Source organism: Bacillus sp. FSL K6-1338, assembly GCF_038006965.1.
In the GTDB taxonomy this organism is placed as follows: Bacteria; Bacillota; Bacilli; order Bacillales; family Bacillaceae_G; genus Bacillus_A; species Bacillus_A thuringiensis_S.
The window spans coordinates 3,290,596-3,312,170 of record NZ_JBBOWI010000001.1 but is presented as its reverse complement, the minus strand read 5'-3'; the positions used below and the strand labels follow the sequence as shown (position 1 = coordinate 3,312,170).

The window sequence follows — 21,575 nt, the reverse complement described above, 5'->3', positions numbered from 1 at the left end:
AGTTTTCTATATTAATAATATAGATAAAGTATATTTGTAAGATTGGAATTTTAATATAGGTCTATAAAAATAATGAAAGTGTGTCTTCTATTTCGTGTAAATCTCATTAGCTTGTTGAAATTTGCAACGTAGGAAGGGTTAGAAGGATGAGAAAGATTATTAGCGTTTTAGTTATTTTCTTTATGACGGGAAGTATCTTTGTTGGGGGAGCTGTTCATGCGAAAGCAGAAGGGAAGCATGAATGGAATACGAATAAGTTTTTAAATATTGCACATCGCGGAGCAAGTGGACATGCACCTGAGCATACTTTTGCTTCTTATGATTTAGTGAAAAAAATGAAAGCGGATTATTTAGAGTTAGATATTCAATTAACAAAGGATGGCCAATTAATTGCAATGCATGATACAGCAGTTGATCGCACTACAAATGGAACAGGCGAAGTACGTGATAAAACGTTAAGCGAAATAAAGAGTTTAGATGCAGGAACGTGGTTTAATAAAGCGTATCCAGAAAAGGCTAAGCAAGAGTATGTTGGGCAAAAAGTTCCGACTCTTGAAGAAATCTTCCAAAAGTATGGAAGAAGCATGAAGTATTACATTGAAACAAAATCACCAGATGTGTATCCAGGAATGGAAGAGAAATTGTTAGCATTGTTAAATAAATATAATTTAGTAGGTCAAAACATGTCATCTAGCCGTGTTATGATTCAATCATTTAGTAAAGATAGTTTGAAAAAGATTCATAGTATGAATGAAAATATTCCGTTAGTTCAATTGCTTTGGTATTATCCAAATGAAAACAATGAAATTGTTGAATGGTCTGGCATTACACATGAACCGAAAAGTGTAACGAATGATGATTTTCAAGAAATTAAAAAGTATGCAGCTGGTATTGGACCAAACTTACGTAATGATAACGGAGAACTAATTATTGATGAATCATATATGAAAATAGCTAGGAAAAATGGACTGTTAATTCATCCTTATACAATTAATGAGAAACCAGATATGAGACTGTTAATCAAATGGGGTGCTACAGGAATGTTTACAAATTATCCGGATCGATTACATAGTGTATTGAAGGGGAAATAAGTGAAAAAGGGTATACCAGTGTTTTAGGTACACCCTTTTTAATTTAACTCCCCGATAAACAGAATCTCTTTTTCGTAGCATTCATCTTCATCATAAATAATTTCTTGAAAGCGAAGCGTTTCGAAGGAATGACAAACTGGAATTTCTAATTTCTCCCAAAAATCAATTTCATTTGAAAGAAGAATCCATTTTTGAAATTCACTATTTCTATTAAAAAAATTATGAAAGTAGTCCTCATTTTTAAATATAATGATTTGCGAACCCCACAAATTATTTATAGAAATTAAAACAACAACTCGATATGTATGTGTATCGCTCGGTTTCATATTTATTAAATGATTTGCTTGATTTAATAAGGTTTGAATACATAATCGCTTTACTTTTCTAGGTGTTTTACGAGAGTCGATAAAAGTTTGCGAAACTGGCAATAGCATATTCCAATATTCATCGTTATAGAAAATAGAAGGGAAAGTTTTTGTATGTTCCTCAATTCGCTTTATTAAAGTGTTTGTTTTTCGTTTCATACCACGTATTTTCTTTTCACGCATTGTGAGTCATCTCCATAAATTTTTGTAATGCAGCAGAGTGATATATATCTTTTCTAGTAATAAAAGTAGTAGGAACTTTTTTGAAGCTATTTGGTAAAGGGTTGAATGATATGTCATGTTTATGATCATTTAAAATAGACTTCATCATAATTGCTATGCCCATACCTGATTTTACACATGCGAGTATCGCCTCAATTGTTCCGAACTCTAATACTCGCTTAGGTGAAATTCCTTCTTCTTGAAGCCAATCTTCTAATAAATTTCTATAATAGCACCCGCGACTAAATGCAAGTAAATTCATGTCTCCGATGTCTTTAAAGGAAGATAAAGGATTTTTGCTAATGAGAACTAATTCTTCTTCACGAAATATATTTGTATGAAGTTCAGTATGCTGAGTAGAGCCAGCTATAAACGCTCCGTCCAGTTTTCGTTCTAATACAAGCCTAATCAATTGTTCCGTCGTATTTGATTCTAAAATCAATTCGACTTTTGGGTATTTCTCATAATAGGCTGTTAATATAGATGGAAGTCTTACAGCGGTTGTAGATTCTGTACATCCAATTTTTAAAGTGCCTCTTGGTTCGATCCCATTACTTTGAACTGCTTTAACAGATTGATCTATTAAGTGGATAATTTGTTTGGCGTATGTTAATAAAATCTCACCGTTAGAAGTTAAAGTTACACCTTTTCCGTTTCGGTAAAATAAAGGCACACCTAATTCGTTTTCTAGTTGTTTCATACGCATTGTTACGCCAGACTGTACATAGTTTAAATTTTTCGCTGCGTGAGATATGTTTTTTTCTTTCGCAACTTCGTAAAATACAGTTAAATCTTTTATATCCAAGTATCATCCCTCCATAAAAGGTATCATTTTTTTTGATGGATTACATAATAAATCTTTATTTTATATGATATCAGAACTTTCATACAATGAAAGGGGGATGGAGGGATTATTGTGTTAATGGAAGAAAGGGTGAATAGTACTTATAAGTGGGTTATGTTAATTTTTGCGACAGTTGCTCAAACAACAGCGACACTTATAACGTATGGTGTTGGAGCGTTTGCATTATTTTGGAAAGAAGAATATGCACTTACGAATACGGAGAGTGGATTGCTAGTAAGTGTTGTAAATATAGGACCGCTATTTTGTATGCTTTTTGTCGGGCGGCTACTTGATCAATACAATGAAAAGTTGTTAATTTCGATAAGCTCATTTTTACTAGGAGGTTCATTTTTACTGACTAATATGGTCAATGAATTTAATGGGTTACTCTTTGTACTTTTATTAGTAGGAACGTTTTATAGTGTTTCGCAGCCAGGAGGAAGTAAGGTGATAATAAAGTGGTTCCCAAAAGAAAATCGCGGGTTAGCAATGGGGATTAGACAAGCTGGTATACCGATTGGTGGCACGTTAGCGGGAGTATTGATCCCGTTTCTTACAATAAAATATAATATGGCTTATGCGGTAAATAGTATTGCATGCATTTGTATAATTGGAGGGTTTTTATTTTTTATATTTTATAAGGAACCATATATTCAAGAGAAAGTTAAACAAGAACGTATTAAACTTTCTTTTTGGATGCAGTTAAAAGAAGTGATGTGTAAAAAAGAGTTGTATGCAATTTATATAACTGGCATTTGTATGATTTCATTGCAAATGGTGTTAGTTGCACACTTTATAAAATTTTTAGTATTGGAACAATCAATCACGCCAATTTTAGCTGGAAAAGTATTTTCCGTTATGTTCTTTTCTGGAATGGTTGGTAGGGTTATATTAGCAGCTACTAGTGATTTGTTTTATAAGGGAAATCGGCGCACCCCTTTATTTATAACTGTTTGTATTTCTATTCTCTTCATTCTAATATTAGTAATGAGCATACATACAATAACGAATGTATTGTATGGTGTAAGTGCATTGTTAGGGTTCTTTTCGATTGGATGGTTTAGTCTTTTTATAACTGAAGTTGCAGAATCAGCAAGTGAAGAATCGGTAGGGATGACAGTGAGTTTTGCACTTACATTAAATCAAATTTCCATTATTGTTGCACCTGCTTTATTTGGTTATATTGTAGATAAGAAGGGATATACGTATGCGTGGTTATGCATAGTTGTATTACTAACTATTTCAGCGGTTAGCTTATATAGGAATTATAGAAAATAAAGGAATGTTAGCAATGTAAATTTTTTGTGAAGAAAGTCTAAAGAAATGTTGAATGAGCGACATTTCTTTTTTTATTTGTTGTATAATCAAAATGTAAATGAGATTCGTTTTCAATTTCGTTCATTACCTCTTTTGAAATTACCTGTAATTTTAGCCATAATTAGCTGTTTTTCTTTATCGTTATTTGCATGATTTATTTTATTTAAAAATTTTTCAGCATCATTTCCTTTTAATATCATAATTTGTTTTCCTTAATATTCAATTAATACCATGTTGTTTTTTGTTATCCGATAATGAAACATCTTATCATCTAAACGGTTGCGTTTATCGGTGTTTTTCATATTACATCTCCATTCTTTTTAGTATGTAACAAATGTTACAAAAGAATTTGAAATTATAGTGTAATGCATCCGATTGTATGTTGGAAATTTTGCTAGAAAGAAATACAATAGAGAGTAGTCAAAATTGAAAATGAGAAAAAGGAATCTAGTTTTAACATAGTGAATATTAAATAATATTATAATATACTTGATAATTAAAAGATATAAAATAGAATGGATGTACGTTAAGTGAAACTAGATAAAAGAGGGTTCCTAGTATGTTAAAGAAATGGTTAATCGTTTTCTTTATTTTTGCTGTTTTTTGTGGAAGTGTTGTTACACTAATACATGCAAATAAAGGAAAAAAATATGATGTAAAGGCATTTTTAAATGTAAATAGTAAGCAAAAAGATGTTAAGCAGGAAGTTGATGCGAATGCGAAAAAGCGTTATGAAATTGCAGCTGGAAAACTAGATCAGTACTTAAAAGATAAAGGATTTAATGGGAGTGTTCTTGTAGCAAGTAAAGATCATGTCATTTTACGAAAAGGGTACGGTTATGCGAATGTGAAAGATCAAGTATTAACAACTCCAAGAACGAAATATCGCATTGGGTCTATTACGAAAACAGTTGTTGCAATATCTATTATGCAACTAAAAGAAAAAGGGAAGTTGAACATTGAAGACAATGTAAATAAATATATCCCATCGTTTCCGGCAGATAAAAACATTACGTTACGAAATTTGTTAACACATACGTCTGGATTACCAGAACAGGGACAAGGTAGTGTTGACGCAGCATCACGGTTAAAATTAGTAACGTGGATTGGGGCACAAACGTTACAATTTCCAGCAGGGACAGGATGGAAATATACAGATTATAATTATATGGTGCTTGCATATATTGTAGAAAAAATATCGAATAAACCACTTGCTGAATATGTGAAAGAAAATATTTTGACTCCTGTTGAAATGCATGAATCTGGAATGGGCGCAACACTTCCAGAGGATATTTTCTTAGCAGAAGGGTATACGAAAAAAGATAATAAGTTAATAGCCACGCCTCGCTTAAAAATGAACTGGCTGTATGGTTGTGGTGAAATGTATACGACTGTTGAAGATATGAAAAAGTTAGATGAAGCTATTATGGATGGTAAACTACTTTCTAAACAAAGTGTATCAGATATGTTTTCTGCATCACCTGCAAGAAAATATGGATTTAGTTTCTATATTTACCCAGATTATTATCATAACCACGGTGTATTAGCTGGCTGGAACACTTTTAATAATTTTAACTGGGATAAACGAACGTTTGTCATATTATTTTCTAACGTCCAAAATGGTATGAATGATGCATTTAATCAAGAATTTAGGAAAATGGCGAATGATTTAATAGAAGGAAAATAATTATAAAAAATCGGTATTGATATGTAATTATCAATACCGATTTTTTTATTTTGTAAAGTTTTACTTACTGCCCACAAATAGCGGGATAAATAGGTAAGAAAGGTGATTGGCATTTGAATAAACCAAAATAGGTAGTTAAATGCTAAGTAATGTAAAGAATAATTGGTAATTTTTACATTGATAAAAAAGCTTGAGCTTCACACTATGTGAAGCTTTACATTATTGGAGACAAGAACAGGAGGTTGAAAAAATGAAAAAAGTAATAAAGTTTTGTTTAATAGCTACATTATCTACAACGATTATTAGTGGATGCTCTTTTGAGGGTAACAATGAAAATGTTAAAGGGAAAGAAGGAGAAAAAGTAGAGGTACAGAAAAATGCTGGGAAATATACGATGCCAGATGAAAAAGATAAACATGAAGGTACATGGCTGCAATGGCCACATGAATACACATATGGTGAAGAGTATAAGCAGGAAGTTGAACCTATTTGGGTTAAGATGGCAAGTGCTTTAACTGAGGGAGAGAAAGTCCACATTGTTGCATATGACCAGGAAGAAAAGAAGAGAATCAATAAGCTTTTAACAGATGAAGGGTTAAATATGGAGAAGATTGATTTCTTTATCGCGCCTACTGATGATGTATGGGCAAGAGATAGTGGACCGATTTTTGTTTATGACAATAATAAAAATTTAAAAATATTAGACCCGGCATTTAATGGATGGGGAAAGAAAACGCCTTACAAAAATGATGCTCGAATACGAGAGAATGTCAGTAAACAATCAGGAATTGAAAGAATTGATTGGGGGAAATTTGTCCTTGAAGGTGGTGCAATTGAGTTAGACAGCAATGGAACTGCTTTATTAACTCGAAGTGCAGTAACGAATAAAAATAGAAATCCTAATTTATCAGAAAAGGAAATTGAAAAATATATAAGTGACCTTGGGGTATCAAACTTTATTTGGTTAGACGGAGTACCTAATTTAGATATTACGGACTTTCATATTGATGGATTTGCTAAATTCCATAATAACTCTACCATTGTAACGATGAAAGAAGATGACCTAGCCGAATGGGGTTTATCTAATAAAGATATGAATACATTGTTAGATGCCAAAAATGCTTCAGGACAGAAATATAAGTATGAATACTTGCCGCTTAGTAAAGAAAAAGTTGCTTTAGAAAATGGAAAAACTCTCGATTATAAGGGATCGTATATCAATTATTATATTGGGAATACAGTTGTATTAGTGCCTAATTATAATGATCCGAATGATAAAATCGCAAACGATACGATTCAGAAGTTATACCCGGATCGTAAAGTAGTTGGCATTGATGTGAGAGAGCTTTATAAAAATGGTGGCATGATTCATTGTGTGACACAACAACAACCAATTGCATTGAAGTAATTAATTGTAATTTCGTTGTGCTGCTATATAGACAAAATAGGTGAAATCTTATCTTTACCTATTTTGTCGTTCCTTATTATTTGTAAAAATAAAAATTAAATATAATGATAATTGAATTGTAGTGTATGTTCGCTTTTCGTTTTATATGGTAAAGGAGAAAAATGTTTGTGTTAAAGAATTTTAAAATAGTGTTTTCGTATTTCCCTATCGTTTTACAGTACATTTTAAATGTAGCTTTAATTTGCTTAGGGGTTGTTCTAAGTGTATTTCTTATGAAAGAAGTCATTCAGTTTATACAAGAACTGAAATTGGATGGTAATGAATCTAGTTATCATTTAATTGATAGTATCGTCGTATTCTTTTTGTACTTTGAATTCATCGTAATGATTATAAAGTATTTTCAAATGAATTTTCATTTTCCATTACGATATTTTATATATATAGGTATAACAGCTATTGTGCGTCTCATCATTATAGATCACGATAGTCCGTTAGATTTATTGTTATATGCCTGTGCAATCTTTGTATTAATTAGTGCGTTGTTCATTGCGAATTCTAAAATGATGCGTCGGGATTTAGAATAGTGAACATTTGTTGTTGAATTAAATAAGATATTTTATCTTTTTGCAAAAAAGGAGTAACGGTATTGAAAGAAATAATCTTAACCAGCCTCATAATGATAGGGTTTATGATTCTATTATTTAATTGTATACTTTCGTGATTTAAAAGAATAAAAGGTTAATAGAGAAAGAGGTTTTTGTAAATATGGTTCATTACAATAATCAAAATAGTTTACATTTATAAGTTTTGCATTCATAGGTATTGAAGCAATAGGGGTTGAAATTGAAGATCCCTTTGGTCAGGATCCAAATGATCTTCCGCTAGAAGGAATTTGTATAGGAGTAGAAGCGCATTTAGTGAATTTATATAATCAAAACGATCTATTAGAAGTAATGGGTTTGAATCGTGATAAAAAAATCATTTAATCATTTATTGTTGTTTTAAAATAGGTTATTTAAAAAACTTGTCAAGAGTCAATTTAAGGCTTAACGTCAGCTTTATATTTTTTATATAAATATATAATATTTCTCCATGCTATAATCCATTCATGAAATATACGCGGTTCATGAGTTGTAATGAAAAGAGAAATGAATTGAGGAATAGTTGGCTTTGTGAAATCAGTTATGTAACTACTATTAAAAAGCGAGGTAAATAATATGGAACAAAAACATAATGGGATTATTTTTACTGCAATACCAGACGAATCGAATGAATATTATCAACCATTTTATGAAGACTTGATTTACTTTAATGAATGTTTAAATGAAAAGAAATCAATGGCAGATCAACTTATATCTTTATCTGTTGAAGAACAAGACTTTCATACGAGCTGTTTTGAGTATGATGATATTTGGCTAAGAGATGTTGCACCGGTTGCCACAAATCATCTAGTTAAATTTAAATATCGACCAAATTATTTGCCAGATGATCAAGGGCGATATTTAGATCAACAATTTAATAAATGGTTGAAAAAGAATGACTTTGAATATGTAAAATCTCCATTAATATTAGATGGTGGTAATCTTATTTGGAATAAAAAAGATACTGTAATATTAACAGAACGCATATTTGATGATAACGATGATTGGACAGAAGAGGAAATTATTGAGCAGTTAGAATGGGATTTAGATGTGAGCCGAGTTATTATTATTCCTGCTGAAGAAGGGGATGTACTAGCACACGCAGACGGAATGGTTAAATTTATTGATGAACATACAATGTTTATTAGTGATTTTTTAGGGGATCATGAATTTAGATATAGTGTTCAAGAGATTATTCAAGAACAAATGCCAGAAGCTGCATTTATAGTTGTTCCTTCATCGTATACAGAGAAAGGACAATATGATCAAGAGATAGCATCGGCAAAAGGATTGTATATAAATATGTTAGAATCATGTGATGCTCTGTATGTTCCTAAGTTTGGACTAGCTAAAGACGAGGAAGTTTTACGATATATTCAACAGTATACGGAGAAACAAGTTATTCAAATTCATGTAGGAGAAATATCAACAATGGGAGGCGCGATGAATTGTTTAACGTGGTATTGTCCAAGTCATTTGTTACCTTCGAAAATAAGAAGATTGAAAAATCAGAATGAAGATTTTTCAATGAAGAAGATTTTTGATTGGTTTTAATAAATAAGTAATGAAAAGAAAATGTATTCAAGGAGTATTGATATGTATACCATCGCTGAGTTTTCTCGGATTTGTAAAATGAGTACGCGGATGTTAAGACATTATGACAAAGAGGAGATATTAAAACCGGCATATGTGAATCCGGTTAATGGGTATAGGTATTATGAACAAGGACAGCTGGAAGTAGCGTTGAAAATCAAAAAGCTAAGGGAGTATAAATTTCCTCTTCCAAAAATTAAAATTGTTTTGCAGTCATCGGATCAAGATTCGTTTGTTCAACATATACAATCACAAATTATCGAGTTGTCTCAGGAAGTGAAGCAAAATTTACAGGTTATTTCAGAAATGAATGAAATGGTAAAGGTGAATAGTAGTCTAAATACTGCTCGTCATAGAAATTACGATATATTAATGGGAATGAGGAATGAAGTAACGATAATTATTCAAAGAGTAAAAATAGATATGGATGATATGGATGATTATTTTTATGACTTATATGAAGAGGTACAAAAAAATAATTTTCAAATAGTCGGTTCACCATCTGCAGTCTTTTATGATGAAGAATATATTCCAAGTAACAGTGATATTGAATTAAGAATCCCGGTTATGCAGGGGAATGATGAAGACGTAGCACAAGAGTATGAAATGAAAAAACTAAGTCCACATCAAATCGTTACTACTATGCATTATGGAAGTTACGACTATATTGGTTACGCTTATATAGCGTTAGAAGAATGGGTTGAAAAAAATGGGTGTGTAATAGTTAATTCGCCATATGAGGTTTATATAAAGGGGCCTGAATGTGATTGTTTAGCAGAAGAGTATGTGACACAAATTTGTTTTTTAGTTACGAAAATAGAATGAGAATAAGGATTGACATTAATATTATGTCAATCCTTATTCTATGTACGAAAGCAATTTATCATAATAAAAAGGCGAAATAAAGAGTCACCTTATAAAGTTGCTACAAGTAAATGAAGATATTCCTGTTGACCTTAACACGATGTCAAAGTATAGACTGTACGTACATTCATATAAGGGGTGAACACGTATGAGAAATATAGAAAATAGTTTGTTTTATATGCCTGCGGAATGGGAGAAACATGAAGGTACATGGCTGCAATGGCCTCATGATAAAGCTCATAGAGGTGAAGGTTACAGAGCTAAGCTAGATGATATTTGGGTAACGATGGCAAAGGAGCTTCATTACGGAGAAATTGTGCATATTGTTGTATATGATGAGGAAGAAAAAGTACATGTCCAATCGAAGTTAATGGAAGCGAAAGTGGATATGGATAAAATTGATTTCTTAGTTCAAGAGACGGATGATGTGTGGATAAGAGATAATGGACCGATCTTTGTAAAAGATAAGGAAGGCAATCTCTGCTTAACACACTGGGTTTTTAATGGTTGGGGAGATAAATATCCGTATGAAAATGATGCTGTTATTCCGGCAAAAATAAGTGAGATGTATAGTATTCCAAAAGTTAAATCTAGTGTCTGTCTAGAAGGTGGAGGAATAGAGATAAACGGAAATGGAACCTTAATGGCGGCAAAAACTTCTATTATAAATGAAAATCGAAACCCTACACTAAGTCAGGAAGAGATTGAAATGGAGTTAACGAAGTATTTGGGGGTAACGAATTTTATATGGATAACTGGTATTCGTGGTGAGGATAATTATGATGAAGATACGGATTACCATATTGATGGCGCAGCACGTTTTGTAAATGAAAATACAATTCTTTATGAATATGATCCTTTCGGGGAGAGTGAATCCTACCTTTTGGAGGCGTACGAAAAGCATTATCAAGAATTGAGACAAGCAAGAAATATAGATGGAAAACCATTTCAGCTTATACCAGTACCGGTGACAAGAAAAGCTGTAAAAGAAGCAGATTGTAAGGGCTCATATTTAAACTTTTATATTGGAAATGAGGTTGTATTGGTTCCTATATATGGCGATGAGCATGACAAGTTAGCGCTTCAAATTATTGAAGGGCAGTTTCCGGGAAGAAGAATTGTCGGCATTTATGTAAATGAGCTGTTTGCGTATGGTGGCATGATTCACTGTGTGACGCAGCAACATTTAGCATAAAGTAACCGAAATGAAAAAAGCATGCAGAGTATATACTCTGCATGCTTTTTATAATGCTGAAAACTCCTCAACAAGTTGAGTGAATTGTTTCAATGCACTTTCAATCGGTTCTGGCGTAGTTAAATCAACACCAGCTTTTTTCAATAAGTTTAGTGGATAGTCAGAACTTCCGCCTTTAAGGAATTCAATATAATGTTTTTGAGCATTTGGATCGCCGCTTAATAGTTTATCAGCGATTTGAATGGCAGATGCGAATCCAGTTGCATATTTGTATACGTAAAACGGGCGATAGAAATGAGGGATTCTAGCCCATCCGTATTTTACTTCTTCATCAAATACAAGTGAATCACCGTTATATTCTTTAAATAGCTTTTCATAAATTTCACTGAAGACTTGGGCATTTAATGGTTTACCTTGCTCAGCCATTTCATGTGTGATTTTTTCAAATTCTGCAAACATGATTTGTGTAAAGAAAGTACCTTTAAATTTCTCAATAAAATGGTTAACTAAATGGTTACGCACGTTCGTTTCTTTTGCTTCTTTTAATAAATAGTGAATTAATAACACTTCATTTACTGTAGAAGCGACTTCTGCCACAAAGATAGAATAATGTGCAGAAATTCTTGGTTGGTATCCATGTGAATAGTGCGTATGCATACCGTGCCCGCATTCATGAGTAAGAGTGAACAGGCTATTTAAATCATCGTGATGATTTAAAAGAATGAAAGGATGAACACCGTATACACCAAAGTTATAAGCACCAGAACGTTTTCCTGGTGTTTCTCTTACGTCTATATATCGTTTATCTTTAAAACTTTTTAATGTCTCAATATATTCTTCTCCTAAAGGAGCTAGTGATGCAATCATAATGTCAAATGCTTCACTATATGGGATGTCTTGTTTTGCACCTTCTACTAAATCGATGCCTAAGTCGTATTGTCTTAGTTCATCTACGTTTAATTTTTCTTTTCGAATTTCATTGTATGTATGTAATGTTTGAATGTTTTTTTTCGTTGTATCAATAAGGTTTTCATATACTTCTTTCGGAACCATATCGCCAAATAATGATTTCTCTAGCGCTGATGGATAGTTTCTTAGCTTCGAAACAGTAACATTATTTTTAATAGCAGCGGATAAAGTAGATGCGATGGAATTCTTTAACTGAACATATGGTTTGTAATATGCTTTATAAGCTTCTTTACGCTTTTCACGATTCGTATCTTCTATTAACTTTGCATACATTCCGCGTGTTAAGTTCACTTTTTCTCCATCGTCAGTCGTCACTTCACCAAATAATATATCTGCATTGTTTAACATACCAAATGTGTGCTGTGGAGAAGAAAGAGCTTCACCCATCTGTGATAAAATTGCTTCTTGGTCCTTATTCAATACGTGTTTTTTATAACGATATAATTCAAATAAGTCTTCTTTATAATATTGTAAGCCTTCTGTTTCTTCTATGTAAGAATGTAATGTGCTTTCGTCTATGCTAAGTAAGAAGGGGGAAAAGAAAGATTTAGCTGCACTTACTTTCACGTGTAATTGTGATACTTTATCGACAAGAGATTGCGCGTCAGTATCGCGTGTATCAAGGTCAGATTGTAATCGTGCATAAGCGAACATTAAAGATATTATGCTAGAAATTTCTTCACTCTTCGTTAAATAAGCTAATAAACTATTGCCATCGTGAATATTGCCATTAAACTCGTGTAATTCCTTCGTTAATACTTCAATTTTATGAAAATCACTTTCCCAATCTTCAATTGTATGGTAAATGTCTGTTAAATCCCATTTTTCTATATCAGCTACTTGTAATCGATCTTTAAGTTCTGTCATAATCATTTCCTTTCTAAACATGTAGTTATATTTCTATATAACTATGAAATACAACAAATTGCAAAAAATCCCTGCTGAAAATTGAAAAGCCTTGCTAAAATAACAAGGCTTACATACTTATAGTGTAATTCCAAATTTTGAATGTAAAAGGTTTGTAAATTGCATGTCTGTAACGGTTTCTTTCGTTTTTTTACCATTTTTCGCTACTGTAAGGCTATCTTTCGTTAAAGAGGCATGCCCATCTTCAGTTAGTTTTACAATAAGAGGTAGTTTATTAAAGGGTGACCCTTCATGTTCAACGATAATTTTTTGTGCTGTATTTGCTTTTTCTTCATCCACTTCTTCTATATAAAATGCATAGCCTAACGTCCAATCATCAGCAGAAGATTGATCCAAGAACTCATTGTTTTTCCGCATCTCTAAAATGTAGTTTCCCTTTTCGGTCATTTCTTTACGAATACGATAATCTCCTGTAACAGAGTGAATGACTTCACCTGAGAAAGGGACAGGGGCAAGAGGTAAGTATGATCCGAATCCTACTTCAATTAAATAAAGTTCATTATGATGTGTTAAAACGGTTGCAATATGGCCAGAATCAACAGCCCATATGGAGTTTGTAGCGTTATAAACTGTTCCTGAAACGAGATGAACATCGAATCCAGAATCTTTCAAGAAGTAATACATAGTAGGATTGAGTTCATAACAAAGACCGCCACGGTTATTTACTAAAATTTTCTCTTTCAAATTTTCTTTTGATATTTCTTTAAAATTCTTTTCGAGAATATTTAAGTTTTCAAAAGGAACAGTTTGTGCCATTGCGTACATAATGTTAGATAAATCTTCAAATGAAACTGTGTCTTTTTCTTCTATATATAATCGTACGAAAAATTGTTTTTGAAAGTCTGTCATAGAAATCCCTCCGTTATGTTTTTATAGGTAAATTGTAAACAATCTTGAATAGGATGTGAAATTAAAACTACGTTGAATATTTGAAGTGAGATTAAAAATAATGTGGGAGAGTGAGAGATTGCTACTTTACTAACGGTGGAACGAATATTATAATAATTCTGATAAACTATGCAAACGCTTTCTTAGAAGGGGATGGTGTACAGATGTTTAAAAGAGTAACAATAGTCGGATTGTCAGTTGTTATGTTTTTACCTAGTATATATGAGGGGAGTAAAGCATATGCAGATACAGTTAACAATGGAACGTTAATGCAGTATTTTGAGTGGTATGCTCCGAATGATGGGGATCATTGGAATCGTTTGCGTACTGATGCTGAAAATTTAGCGCAAAAAGGAATTACATCTGTTTGGATACCACCTGCATATAAAGGAACTACGCAAAATGACGTAGGATATGGAGCATATGATTTATATGATTTGGGGGAATTCAATCAAAAGGGAACAGTGCGGACGAAATATGGGACGAAAGCACAATTGAAGTCTGCAATTGACGCTTTACATAAGAAAAACATCGATGTATACGGTGATGTAGTTATGAATCATAAAGGTGGGGCTGATTATACAGAAACTGTCACAGCAGTTGAGGTAGACCCAAGCAATCGAAATGTTGAAGTATCAGGTGATTATGAAATTAGTGCTTGGACAGGATTTAACTTTCCAGGGCGTGGAGATTCTTATTCTAATTTCAAATGGAAATGGTATCATTTTGACGGAACAGATTGGGATGAAGGAAAGAAATTAAACCGAATTTATAAATTTAGGGGCATAGGTAAAGCGTGGGACTGGGAAGTGTCTAGCGAGAATGGGAATTATGATTATTTGATGTACGCGGATCTTGATTTTGATCATCCAGATGTTGCGAATGAAATGAAAAAATGGGGAACGTGGTATGCGAAGGAATTAAATTTAGATGGCTTTCGTTTAGATGCTGTTAAACATATTGATCATGAATATTTGCGCGATTGGGTAAATCATGTTAGACAGCAAACGGGGAAAGAAATGTTTACAGTAGCTGAATATTGGCAAAATGATATCCAGACTTTAAATAATTATTTAGCGAAGGTCAATTATAATCAATCTGTGTTCGATGCACCACTGCATTATAATTTTCAGTATGCTTCAACAGGAAATGGGAATTATGATATGAGAAATATTTTAAAAGGAACGGTAGTTGCGAATCATCCTACACTTGCGGTTACTCTAGTTGAAAATCATGATTCACAGCCTGGTCAGTCATTGGAATCTGTAGTGAGCCCTTGGTTCAAACCGTTGGCATATGCATTTATTTTAACGCGTGCAGAGGGATATCCTTCTGTTTTCTATGGTGATTACTATGGTACAAAAGGAAATAGTAACTATGAAATTCCAGCGTTAAAGGACAAAATTGATCCGATTTTGACGGCACGAAAAAACTTTGCATATGGTACGCAGCGTGATTATTTTGATCATCCAGATGTAATTGGCTGGACAAGAGAAGGTGATAGTGTACATGCTAATTCTGGTTTAGCAACGTTAATCTCTGATGGACCAGGAGGGTCAAAGTGGATGGATGTTGGGAAGAATAACGCAGGGGAAGTATGGTACGATATTACGGGTAATCAAACAAATACTGTAACAATTAATAAGGACGGGTGGGGGCAGTTCCAAGTAAGTGGAGGATCAGTTTCCATATATGTTCAGCAGTAATTTTGTGATGAAAAAGGAGAGGTAGACTGAAATATAAGTTTTCCTCTCCTTTTTATATGGTGCATATTTATTTTTCCTGAATCTTTATTGTAATAAAAGAACTAGTCGACCTTTATAACAACAAGAGATGCATTGGAATAAATAATGTCACCCGTGGCTTCTCTTATTCGTAATCGAAGAACATCTCCTTGGTTTAAAGGTAATAGATCAGTTCTGGCGGATGTGGCTCTTACCCCAGAAGCACCACCAACTCGTGTTTCAATTGCGAATTGAATGGAATCGTTTATTGTAAGATTTAATATGCTAGACGAAATAGCTTGTATTACAAATACGATTGAAAAGGATACAGAGTATACACCAGTGGTATCAATTGTAATGGAGTTGTCTACTGGATTTAGAGTAGTTCCACTAACAGGTCCTGGAATGGTAAAGTTGACATTTGTATTAACTACTGCTGAAAAACCGATTCCTACTTCAGAAGTTATTGTTCCAAATACGGGAAGAATCCCTAAACCAGTTGCGCCAGTGGGACCAGTTATTCCAATTCCGGTAGGGCCTGTAACCCCAGTGGGACCAGTTATTCCGATACCGGCAGGACCTGTAACCCCAGTGGGGCCAGTTATTCCGATTCCGGTAGGACCTGTAACCCCGGTGGGACCAGTTATTCCGATTCCAGTAAAACCTGTCGCACCGGTAGGGCCTGTGATTCCAGTAGGTCCAGTAGGTCCAGTAGGGAAAGTAAATGGTGGAATTGATGGTAGTGTGGGACCGATTAAATTTGGTTCCAGAGCAGGTCCATGTAAAGTATTATATTCTTCATTCATATAGTAAACCTCCTATCATTGCTTGTCATAATTATTAAATGTATTAGAGGAAGTAAATGACATTCGCAATAGCGGAGCCGCTTCTATAATTTTTCCTCAGCAAATATAGGTCTAGTTTAAGTGATATTGAAGCGTACAGTTACGTACTACTTAAGTATGACACCTTTACTTCTCACGTAACATATAGTATGATGATTTCAATAAATTAGATTTCAATGACTATAATATAAATTAATGAGAGGTGCTTTTTGTGAGTGCGGTAGGTACTAAATAGGAAAAATTTAATGAAATAAGTCAGATAAGAACAGGGGATTTTTATGTATACCATACCCCTAACTTTGTCATGGATTTATTTCGATACCTATGAAGATACCTACAATACTTTATAAAGCGTGTAATAAGGGACTGCCATCTATTTTTTATGGCTTATTTCCTCATATGTTATTACACATGCCTTGTAAATGTAAAAGCTGCGGTATCCCCGCAGCTTTTTTGTATATATTTTTAATGTATAAAAATGGTAATTGAATAATGTAGAACTCATTGGAATCTAATGAGTAGGTATCTTCATTTATGATAAAAATCAATCATAGTGAGGAGAAACAAAATGAATACGATGACTTTTGAAAAGTTACAATATAACGAATTAAAGGATATAGTGAAATCTTATTGTGTAAGTGGATTAGGTAAGGAATTATTAAACAAATTAGAGCCGAGTACGAGTCTAAAAGTAGTGAGAAATCGCTTGAATGAAACGACAGAAGCACGAGCTATATTAGATGCAGAGGGGCATGTTCCTTTCTTCGGCATTTCTAATATTGCTAGTACAATTCAAAAATTAGAAAAAGGGATGATTTTAGATCCAGAAGAATTAGTAAGTGTTTCAGACTTTTTACGTGGATGTAGAAAGATTAAAAAGTTTATGTTAGATAAAGAATTTTTTGCACCAGTATTAGCTTCTTATGCAAATTCAATGACTGAATATAAAAGTATTGAAGAGGAAATTAACTTTTCAATTAAAGGAAATAGTATTGATGTAGCTGCAAGTAAAGAGTTAAAGCGAATTCGAAATAATATTGATTCTGTAGATGGGAAAATAAAAGAACGTTTAATGAAATTTTTAAATAGTAGTGCAAATAAGAAATTCATTCAGGAATTCTTTATTAGTAAAAAGGATGACCGTTATACGATTCCAATTAAATCTTCCTATAAAAATCAAGTTGCTGGAAGTATTATTGAAGCCTCGGCAAAAGGCTCTACTGTATTTATAGAACCGCATACGGTTACGAAATTGAATGCAGAATTAGCAGGTTTGAAAGCAGAAGAAGCGGTTGAAGAGTATCAGATTTTAGCGACTTTATCAGGAATGGTGTTAGAAAACATTTATAGTATAAAGATTAACATGGAGCTAATTAGTCAGTATGATATGGTATTTGCGAAGGCAAAGTTTAGTAAATCGATTGATGGAATAGAGCCGAAGTTAAATGATCATGGCTACATTCATTTAGTGAATTGTAAGCATCCGCTTTTAACAGGGCAAGTTGTACCGTTACATTTTAAAATTGGTCAAGAGTATCGTAGTTTAATTATTACAGGGCCGAATGCGGGCGGAAAGACAATTGTGTTAAAAACGATTGGATTGTTAACATTAGCTACAATGTCAGGCCTTCATATTGCAGGAGATAGAGGTACAGAAATCGCTATTTTCGAAAATGTATTCGTAGATATTGGTGATAATCAAAGTATTGAAAATGCATTAAGTACATTTTCGTCTCATATGAAAAATCTTTCTGAGATTATGAGGATGTCAAATAATAATACGTTGCTATTATTTGATGAAATAGGGAGCGGTACAGAACCGAATGAAGGTGCAGCACTTGCAATTTCTATTTTAGAAGAATTGTACCTTGCGGGATGTATTACCGTTGCGAGTACGCATTACGGAGAAATTAAACGCTTCTCAGAAATGCACGATGACTTTATGAATGCAGCGATGCAATTTAATAGTGAAACGTTAGAGCCGCTTTATAAATTAGTTATCGGAAAATCAGGGGAAAGTAATGCACTTTGGATTGCGAATAAAATGAGCGTAAAAGAACATGTACTGAAAAGAGCGAAAGAGTACATGGGAAATAAAGAGTACGCTTTAGAAAAAGTGAATGAAAGTAAAATTAGAAAACCGAAATTTGTACAAGAAAAAAGAGAATCTCATTATGAGTACAAAATCGGCGATCGTGTGAATTTATTGGATTATGATGATTTTGGTATCATCTATAAGGAAAAAGATAATTTTTATAACGTTGTTGTATATTATAACGGTGAATTCGTTGAAGTAAATGTAAAACGTATTACTTTAGAAGTAGCAGCGAAGGAGTTATATCCAGAAGGATACGATTTAAATACACTATTTGTTGATTATAAAGAAAGAAAAATGCAACACGATATTGAGCGCGGATCGAAAAAAGCACTGCGTAAAATTCAAAAAGAAATAAGAAAGAATAGAGGATAAGTTAAAATGGTAACGATTAGACAAGAACAAAAAAATGATTATAGAAAAACAGAAGAAGTCGTAAAAGAAGCATTTTTACTTGAAGAATTTAGTGATAAAACAGAACATGAACTTGTAAAACGTATTAGAGAATGTGACGCGTTTGTTCCGGAGTTATCAATTGTTGCGGTAGATGAAGATATAGTTGGTCACATTATGTTATCAAAAATTACAATAGAACAAGATGGAACTTCTGTAGAATCGTTAGCACTTGCGCCAGTTTCAGTTGCTAGGGGCCATCAGAAGAAAGGAATTGGCGGAAAACTGATTACGGCTGCTTTAGAAAAAGCGAAAGAACTTGGATACGGATCAGTTGTAGTATTAGGACATCCAGAGTACTACCCGAAATTTGGTTTTAAGAAAGCAAGTGAGTGGAATGTAAAAGCACCGTTTGAAGTGCCTGAAGAAGTGTTTATGGCGATGGAGCTAAGAGAGAACGCTCTCCAAGGTGTAGAAGGAGTTGTTCAGTATTCGAGTGCTTTTGCTGAGTAGGAGTAACGGTTAAGAAATGTAATCATAAAAGATGCTATCTTTTTGTATGGATATACAGAAAGATAGCTTTTTTTATTAAGCGGATCTACTGACGTATATTTTGCTCAATGAATAATTGAGGTGGTAAAATTGAGATAGAAACGTAAAGGGAGAGAATAGAATGAATAAGCGAGAAACAGATAGCAATGAGAATGCAGTTACGTTATATGTTACAAGACACGGTAAAACAATATTAAATACGAATCATCGCGCGCAAGGTTGGGCTGATTCTCCATTAGTAGAAAAAGGTGTTGAAGTTGCCACAAATTTAGGAACAGGATTAAAAGATATTCATTTTATGAATGCGTATAGTAGTGATAGTGGCCGAGCGATTGAAACTGCTAATTTAGTATTAAAATATAGTGAGCAATCAAAATTAAAACTTGAGCAAAGAAAAGATTTGCGAGAATTAAATTTCGGTATTTTTGAAGGTGAAAAACTTGAGAATATGTGGGATGTGGTTGGAAAAGCTGCAGGCGTTCCATCACCAGAAGAACTTATGAAGTTTTCTATTCAAGAAGTGATTAATCTTATTAGAGTAGCAGATCCTACAAAACAGGCGGAAGATTGGGAATTATTTTCTACTCGTATAAAAGCTGAGATAGATAAAATTAGTGAAGAAGCTGCTGGAAATGGTGGCGGTAACGTTTTAGTTGTCGTTCATGGGCTTTTGATTACTACCTTAATAGAAATGTTAGACAGTAGCAAAACAAAACTTGGGGTGGAAAATGCTAGTGTGACGAAGATTGTATACCAAGATGGAACATATACAGTCGAGTCGGTTGGAGATATGAGTTATGTTGCAAAAGGGAAAGAAAGTGTGGAAATATAATTAAATCTCCAAGAGATATAAGAAAAGGAAGGTAGAGAAATCTAGCTTCCTTTTCTTATTGGAACGATTATGGAATTAATAAAATCTTCCCTGTACTTTTTCTGCTCTCTAATAATTTATGTGCAAGAGCACCATCTTGTAAGGAGAATGTAGTAGGGCACTCAATGTTTAATTTGCCAGTTGCGATCCAATCGAATAATTGAGTAGATCGTTTTTTACGTTCTTCATAAGTGGTAAGAACGTTCCAAAGGTCTCCGCCAGTTAAAGTTTTTGAAGTATCCATAAGCATACGTGGATCAACTGGCGCAGGATTACCACCAGCCATTCCGTAAAATACGACAGTACCGCCAATTTTAGTAGCGTTAAAACTGTCCTCTAATGTAGAACCTACTGATTCATATACAACATTTACTCCAGTTCCATTAGTCATTTCAAGTACTTTCGTATGCCATTCTTCGTTATATAAAAATACGTGATCGGCACCAGCTAATGTAGCTATCTTTGCTTTCTCTTTTGATGACGTTAAACCAATTACTTTTCCGCCATATAGTTTAATCATTTGAACAAGAAGTTGACCGACGCCATCAGCTGCAGCGTGTACTAAAGCTATATCACTTTGTTTTAGTTGATAGCTATCTTGCGTTAAATAATGTGCAGTTAATCCTTGTAATAAGACAGAAGCAGCTGTTTCAAAAGAAATAGAATCTGGTAGTGGGATTACTTTTTCAGATGGAACGGCAACTAGTTCTGCATTTGCAAATGGGACGTCCGCAAATGCAATACGGTCTCCTAGGTTGATAGTAGTAACGTCAGCTCCTACTTTTTCAACAATTCCAGCTCCTTCATAACCTAATACATAAGGCGGATTGCCAGCAAGATGATAATCGCCGCGGCGTCTATAAATATCAGCGAAGTTTAATCCGATTGCTTTCGTGCGGACTAGAATTTCATTTGGATTTATGATTGGATCATGTATTTCTTTATATTGTAGTACATCTGGATTTCCAAACTGTTCGAAACAAAGTGCTTTCATATGGAATCCCTCCATTTGTATTGTTTGTCGATGCTCTTTATCATACAATACAAATATCAATAGGCAAAGAGGATTATTTTGATGAAATCA

General features: G+C 33.5%; 19 protein-coding genes and 1 pseudogene. 13 read left to right on the top strand and 7 right to left on the bottom strand.

The genetic code is table 11. The features are described 5' to 3' along the window. Positions 1 to 146: 146 nt before the first annotated feature. Complete coding sequence (locus tag NZ044_RS17035) at positions 147 to 1,091, top strand: glycerophosphodiester phosphodiesterase (RefSeq protein ID WP_001226361.1); 945 nt, start codon at positions 147 to 149, stop codon at positions 1,089 to 1,091. A gap of 38 nt (positions 1,092 to 1,129) precedes the next feature. Here NZ044_RS17035 and NZ044_RS17030 read toward each other — a convergent pair whose 3' ends face one another. Next, entirely contained in the window at positions 1,130 to 1,639 is a 510-nt protein-coding gene (locus tag NZ044_RS17030; protein ID WP_001208325.1) for a DUF3916 domain-containing protein, read from the bottom strand. Continuing rightward, positions 1,632 to 2,483, bottom strand: coding sequence for a LysR family transcriptional regulator (locus tag NZ044_RS17025; RefSeq protein WP_000351677.1), 852 nt, complete (start codon positions 2,481 to 2,483; stop codon positions 1,632 to 1,634). Before NZ044_RS17025 ends, NZ044_RS17030 begins: the two co-directional genes overlap by 8 nt. 117 nt (positions 2,484 to 2,600) lie before the next feature. Here NZ044_RS17025 and NZ044_RS17020 point away from each other — a divergent pair, with 117 nt between their 5' ends. Next, entirely contained in the window at positions 2,601 to 3,800 is a 1,200-nt protein-coding gene (locus NZ044_RS17020) for an MFS transporter (protein WP_015945864.1), read from the top strand. 110 nt (positions 3,801 to 3,910) lie between these two features. Here the strand turns inward: NZ044_RS17020 and NZ044_RS17015 are convergent, their stop codons facing one another. Continuing rightward, positions 3,911 to 4,039, bottom strand: a complete 129-nt coding sequence (locus tag NZ044_RS17015) for a hypothetical protein (RefSeq protein ID WP_002044322.1) — start codon at positions 4,037 to 4,039, stop codon at positions 3,911 to 3,913. A 359-nt stretch (positions 4,040 to 4,398) separates the two neighbouring features. Between NZ044_RS17015 and NZ044_RS17010 the strand changes: the two genes are divergently transcribed. The 7 genes and pseudogenes from NZ044_RS17010 to NZ044_RS16980 all read left to right on the top strand — a co-directional run bounded on the left by NZ044_RS17010 (position 4,399) and on the right by NZ044_RS16980 (position 11,227). Further along, the gene (locus NZ044_RS17010; RefSeq protein ID WP_000915206.1) at positions 4,399 to 5,526 is read left to right on the top strand and encodes a serine hydrolase domain-containing protein; all 1,128 of its coding nucleotides are present in this window, start codon (positions 4,399 to 4,401) and stop codon (positions 5,524 to 5,526) included. 250 nt (positions 5,527 to 5,776) lie between these two features. After that, complete coding sequence (locus tag NZ044_RS17005) at positions 5,777 to 6,934, top strand: agmatine deiminase family protein (protein WP_000755771.1); 1,158 nt, start codon at positions 5,777 to 5,779, stop codon at positions 6,932 to 6,934. A gap of 167 nt (positions 6,935 to 7,101) precedes the next feature. After that, positions 7,102 to 7,518 (top strand): phosphate-starvation-inducible protein PsiE, encoded by a 417-nt coding sequence (psiE, locus tag NZ044_RS17000; RefSeq protein ID WP_000916570.1) that lies wholly within the window; start codon positions 7,102 to 7,104, stop codon positions 7,516 to 7,518. 210 nt (positions 7,519 to 7,728) lie between these two features. Continuing rightward, positions 7,729 to 7,920: pseudogene (locus NZ044_RS16995) on the top strand (bestrophin family protein); the annotation flags it as partial. Positions 7,921 to 8,151: 231 nt separating this feature from the next. Continuing rightward, positions 8,152 to 9,129, top strand: a complete 978-nt coding sequence (locus NZ044_RS16990) for an agmatine deiminase family protein (protein WP_000435525.1) — start codon at positions 8,152 to 8,154, stop codon at positions 9,127 to 9,129. A 42-nt stretch (positions 9,130 to 9,171) separates the two neighbouring features. Continuing rightward, the gene (locus NZ044_RS16985) at positions 9,172 to 9,993 is read left to right on the top strand and encodes a MerR family transcriptional regulator (RefSeq protein ID WP_000287988.1); all 822 of its coding nucleotides are present in this window, start codon (positions 9,172 to 9,174) and stop codon (positions 9,991 to 9,993) included. A gap of 187 nt (positions 9,994 to 10,180) precedes the next feature. Continuing rightward, the gene (locus tag NZ044_RS16980; protein ID WP_001244188.1) at positions 10,181 to 11,227 is read left to right on the top strand and encodes an agmatine deiminase family protein; all 1,047 of its coding nucleotides are present in this window, start codon (positions 10,181 to 10,183) and stop codon (positions 11,225 to 11,227) included. 48 nt (positions 11,228 to 11,275) lie between these two features. On the opposite strand, the gene pepF is transcribed toward NZ044_RS16980, so the two are convergent. Both pepF and NZ044_RS16970 read right to left on the bottom strand, forming a co-directional pair. Beyond that, positions 11,276 to 13,063, bottom strand: a complete 1,788-nt coding sequence (gene pepF / locus NZ044_RS16975) for an oligoendopeptidase F (RefSeq protein ID WP_000137532.1) — start codon at positions 13,061 to 13,063, stop codon at positions 11,276 to 11,278. 117 nt (positions 13,064 to 13,180) lie between these two features. Continuing rightward, positions 13,181 to 13,972: an arylamine N-acetyltransferase family protein gene (locus NZ044_RS16970; RefSeq protein WP_000129232.1), complete on the bottom strand. Its 792-nt coding sequence runs from the start codon at positions 13,970 to 13,972 to the stop codon at positions 13,181 to 13,183. A 203-nt stretch (positions 13,973 to 14,175) separates the two neighbouring features. On the opposite strand from NZ044_RS16970, the gene amyS reads away from it, so the two are divergent. Beyond that, a complete protein-coding gene (gene amyS, locus NZ044_RS16965; RefSeq protein WP_000476900.1) occupies positions 14,176 to 15,717 on the top strand; it encodes an alpha-amylase in 1,542 nt (513 codons plus the stop codon). Positions 15,718 to 15,818: 101 nt separating this feature from the next. On the opposite strand, the gene NZ044_RS16960 is transcribed toward amyS, so the two are convergent. Beyond that, the gene (locus NZ044_RS16960; protein WP_340949875.1) at positions 15,819 to 16,541 is read right to left on the bottom strand and encodes an exosporium leader peptide-containing protein; all 723 of its coding nucleotides are present in this window, start codon (positions 16,539 to 16,541) and stop codon (positions 15,819 to 15,821) included. A gap of 607 nt (positions 16,542 to 17,148) precedes the next feature. On the opposite strand from NZ044_RS16960, the gene NZ044_RS16955 reads away from it, so the two are divergent. From NZ044_RS16955 to NZ044_RS16945, 3 genes are all read left to right on the top strand, one after another. After that, positions 17,149 to 19,050, top strand: coding sequence for an endonuclease MutS2 (locus tag NZ044_RS16955; RefSeq protein WP_001095201.1), 1,902 nt, complete (start codon positions 17,149 to 17,151; stop codon positions 19,048 to 19,050). 6 nt (positions 19,051 to 19,056) lie between these two features. Further along, positions 19,057 to 19,581 carry a GNAT family N-acetyltransferase gene (locus NZ044_RS16950; protein ID WP_000256473.1) on the top strand — a complete coding sequence of 175 codons (525 nt, stop codon included), beginning with the start codon at positions 19,057 to 19,059 and terminating at the stop codon, positions 19,579 to 19,581. Positions 19,582 to 19,741: 160 nt separating this feature from the next. Next, the gene (locus NZ044_RS16945) at positions 19,742 to 20,452 is read left to right on the top strand and encodes a histidine phosphatase family protein (RefSeq protein ID WP_001042048.1); all 711 of its coding nucleotides are present in this window, start codon (positions 19,742 to 19,744) and stop codon (positions 20,450 to 20,452) included. A 67-nt stretch (positions 20,453 to 20,519) separates the two neighbouring features. Here the strand turns inward: NZ044_RS16945 and NZ044_RS16940 are convergent, their stop codons facing one another. Further along, entirely contained in the window at positions 20,520 to 21,485 is a 966-nt protein-coding gene (locus NZ044_RS16940) for a quinone oxidoreductase family protein (RefSeq protein ID WP_340949874.1), read from the bottom strand. Positions 21,486 to 21,575: the final 90 nt, after the last annotated feature.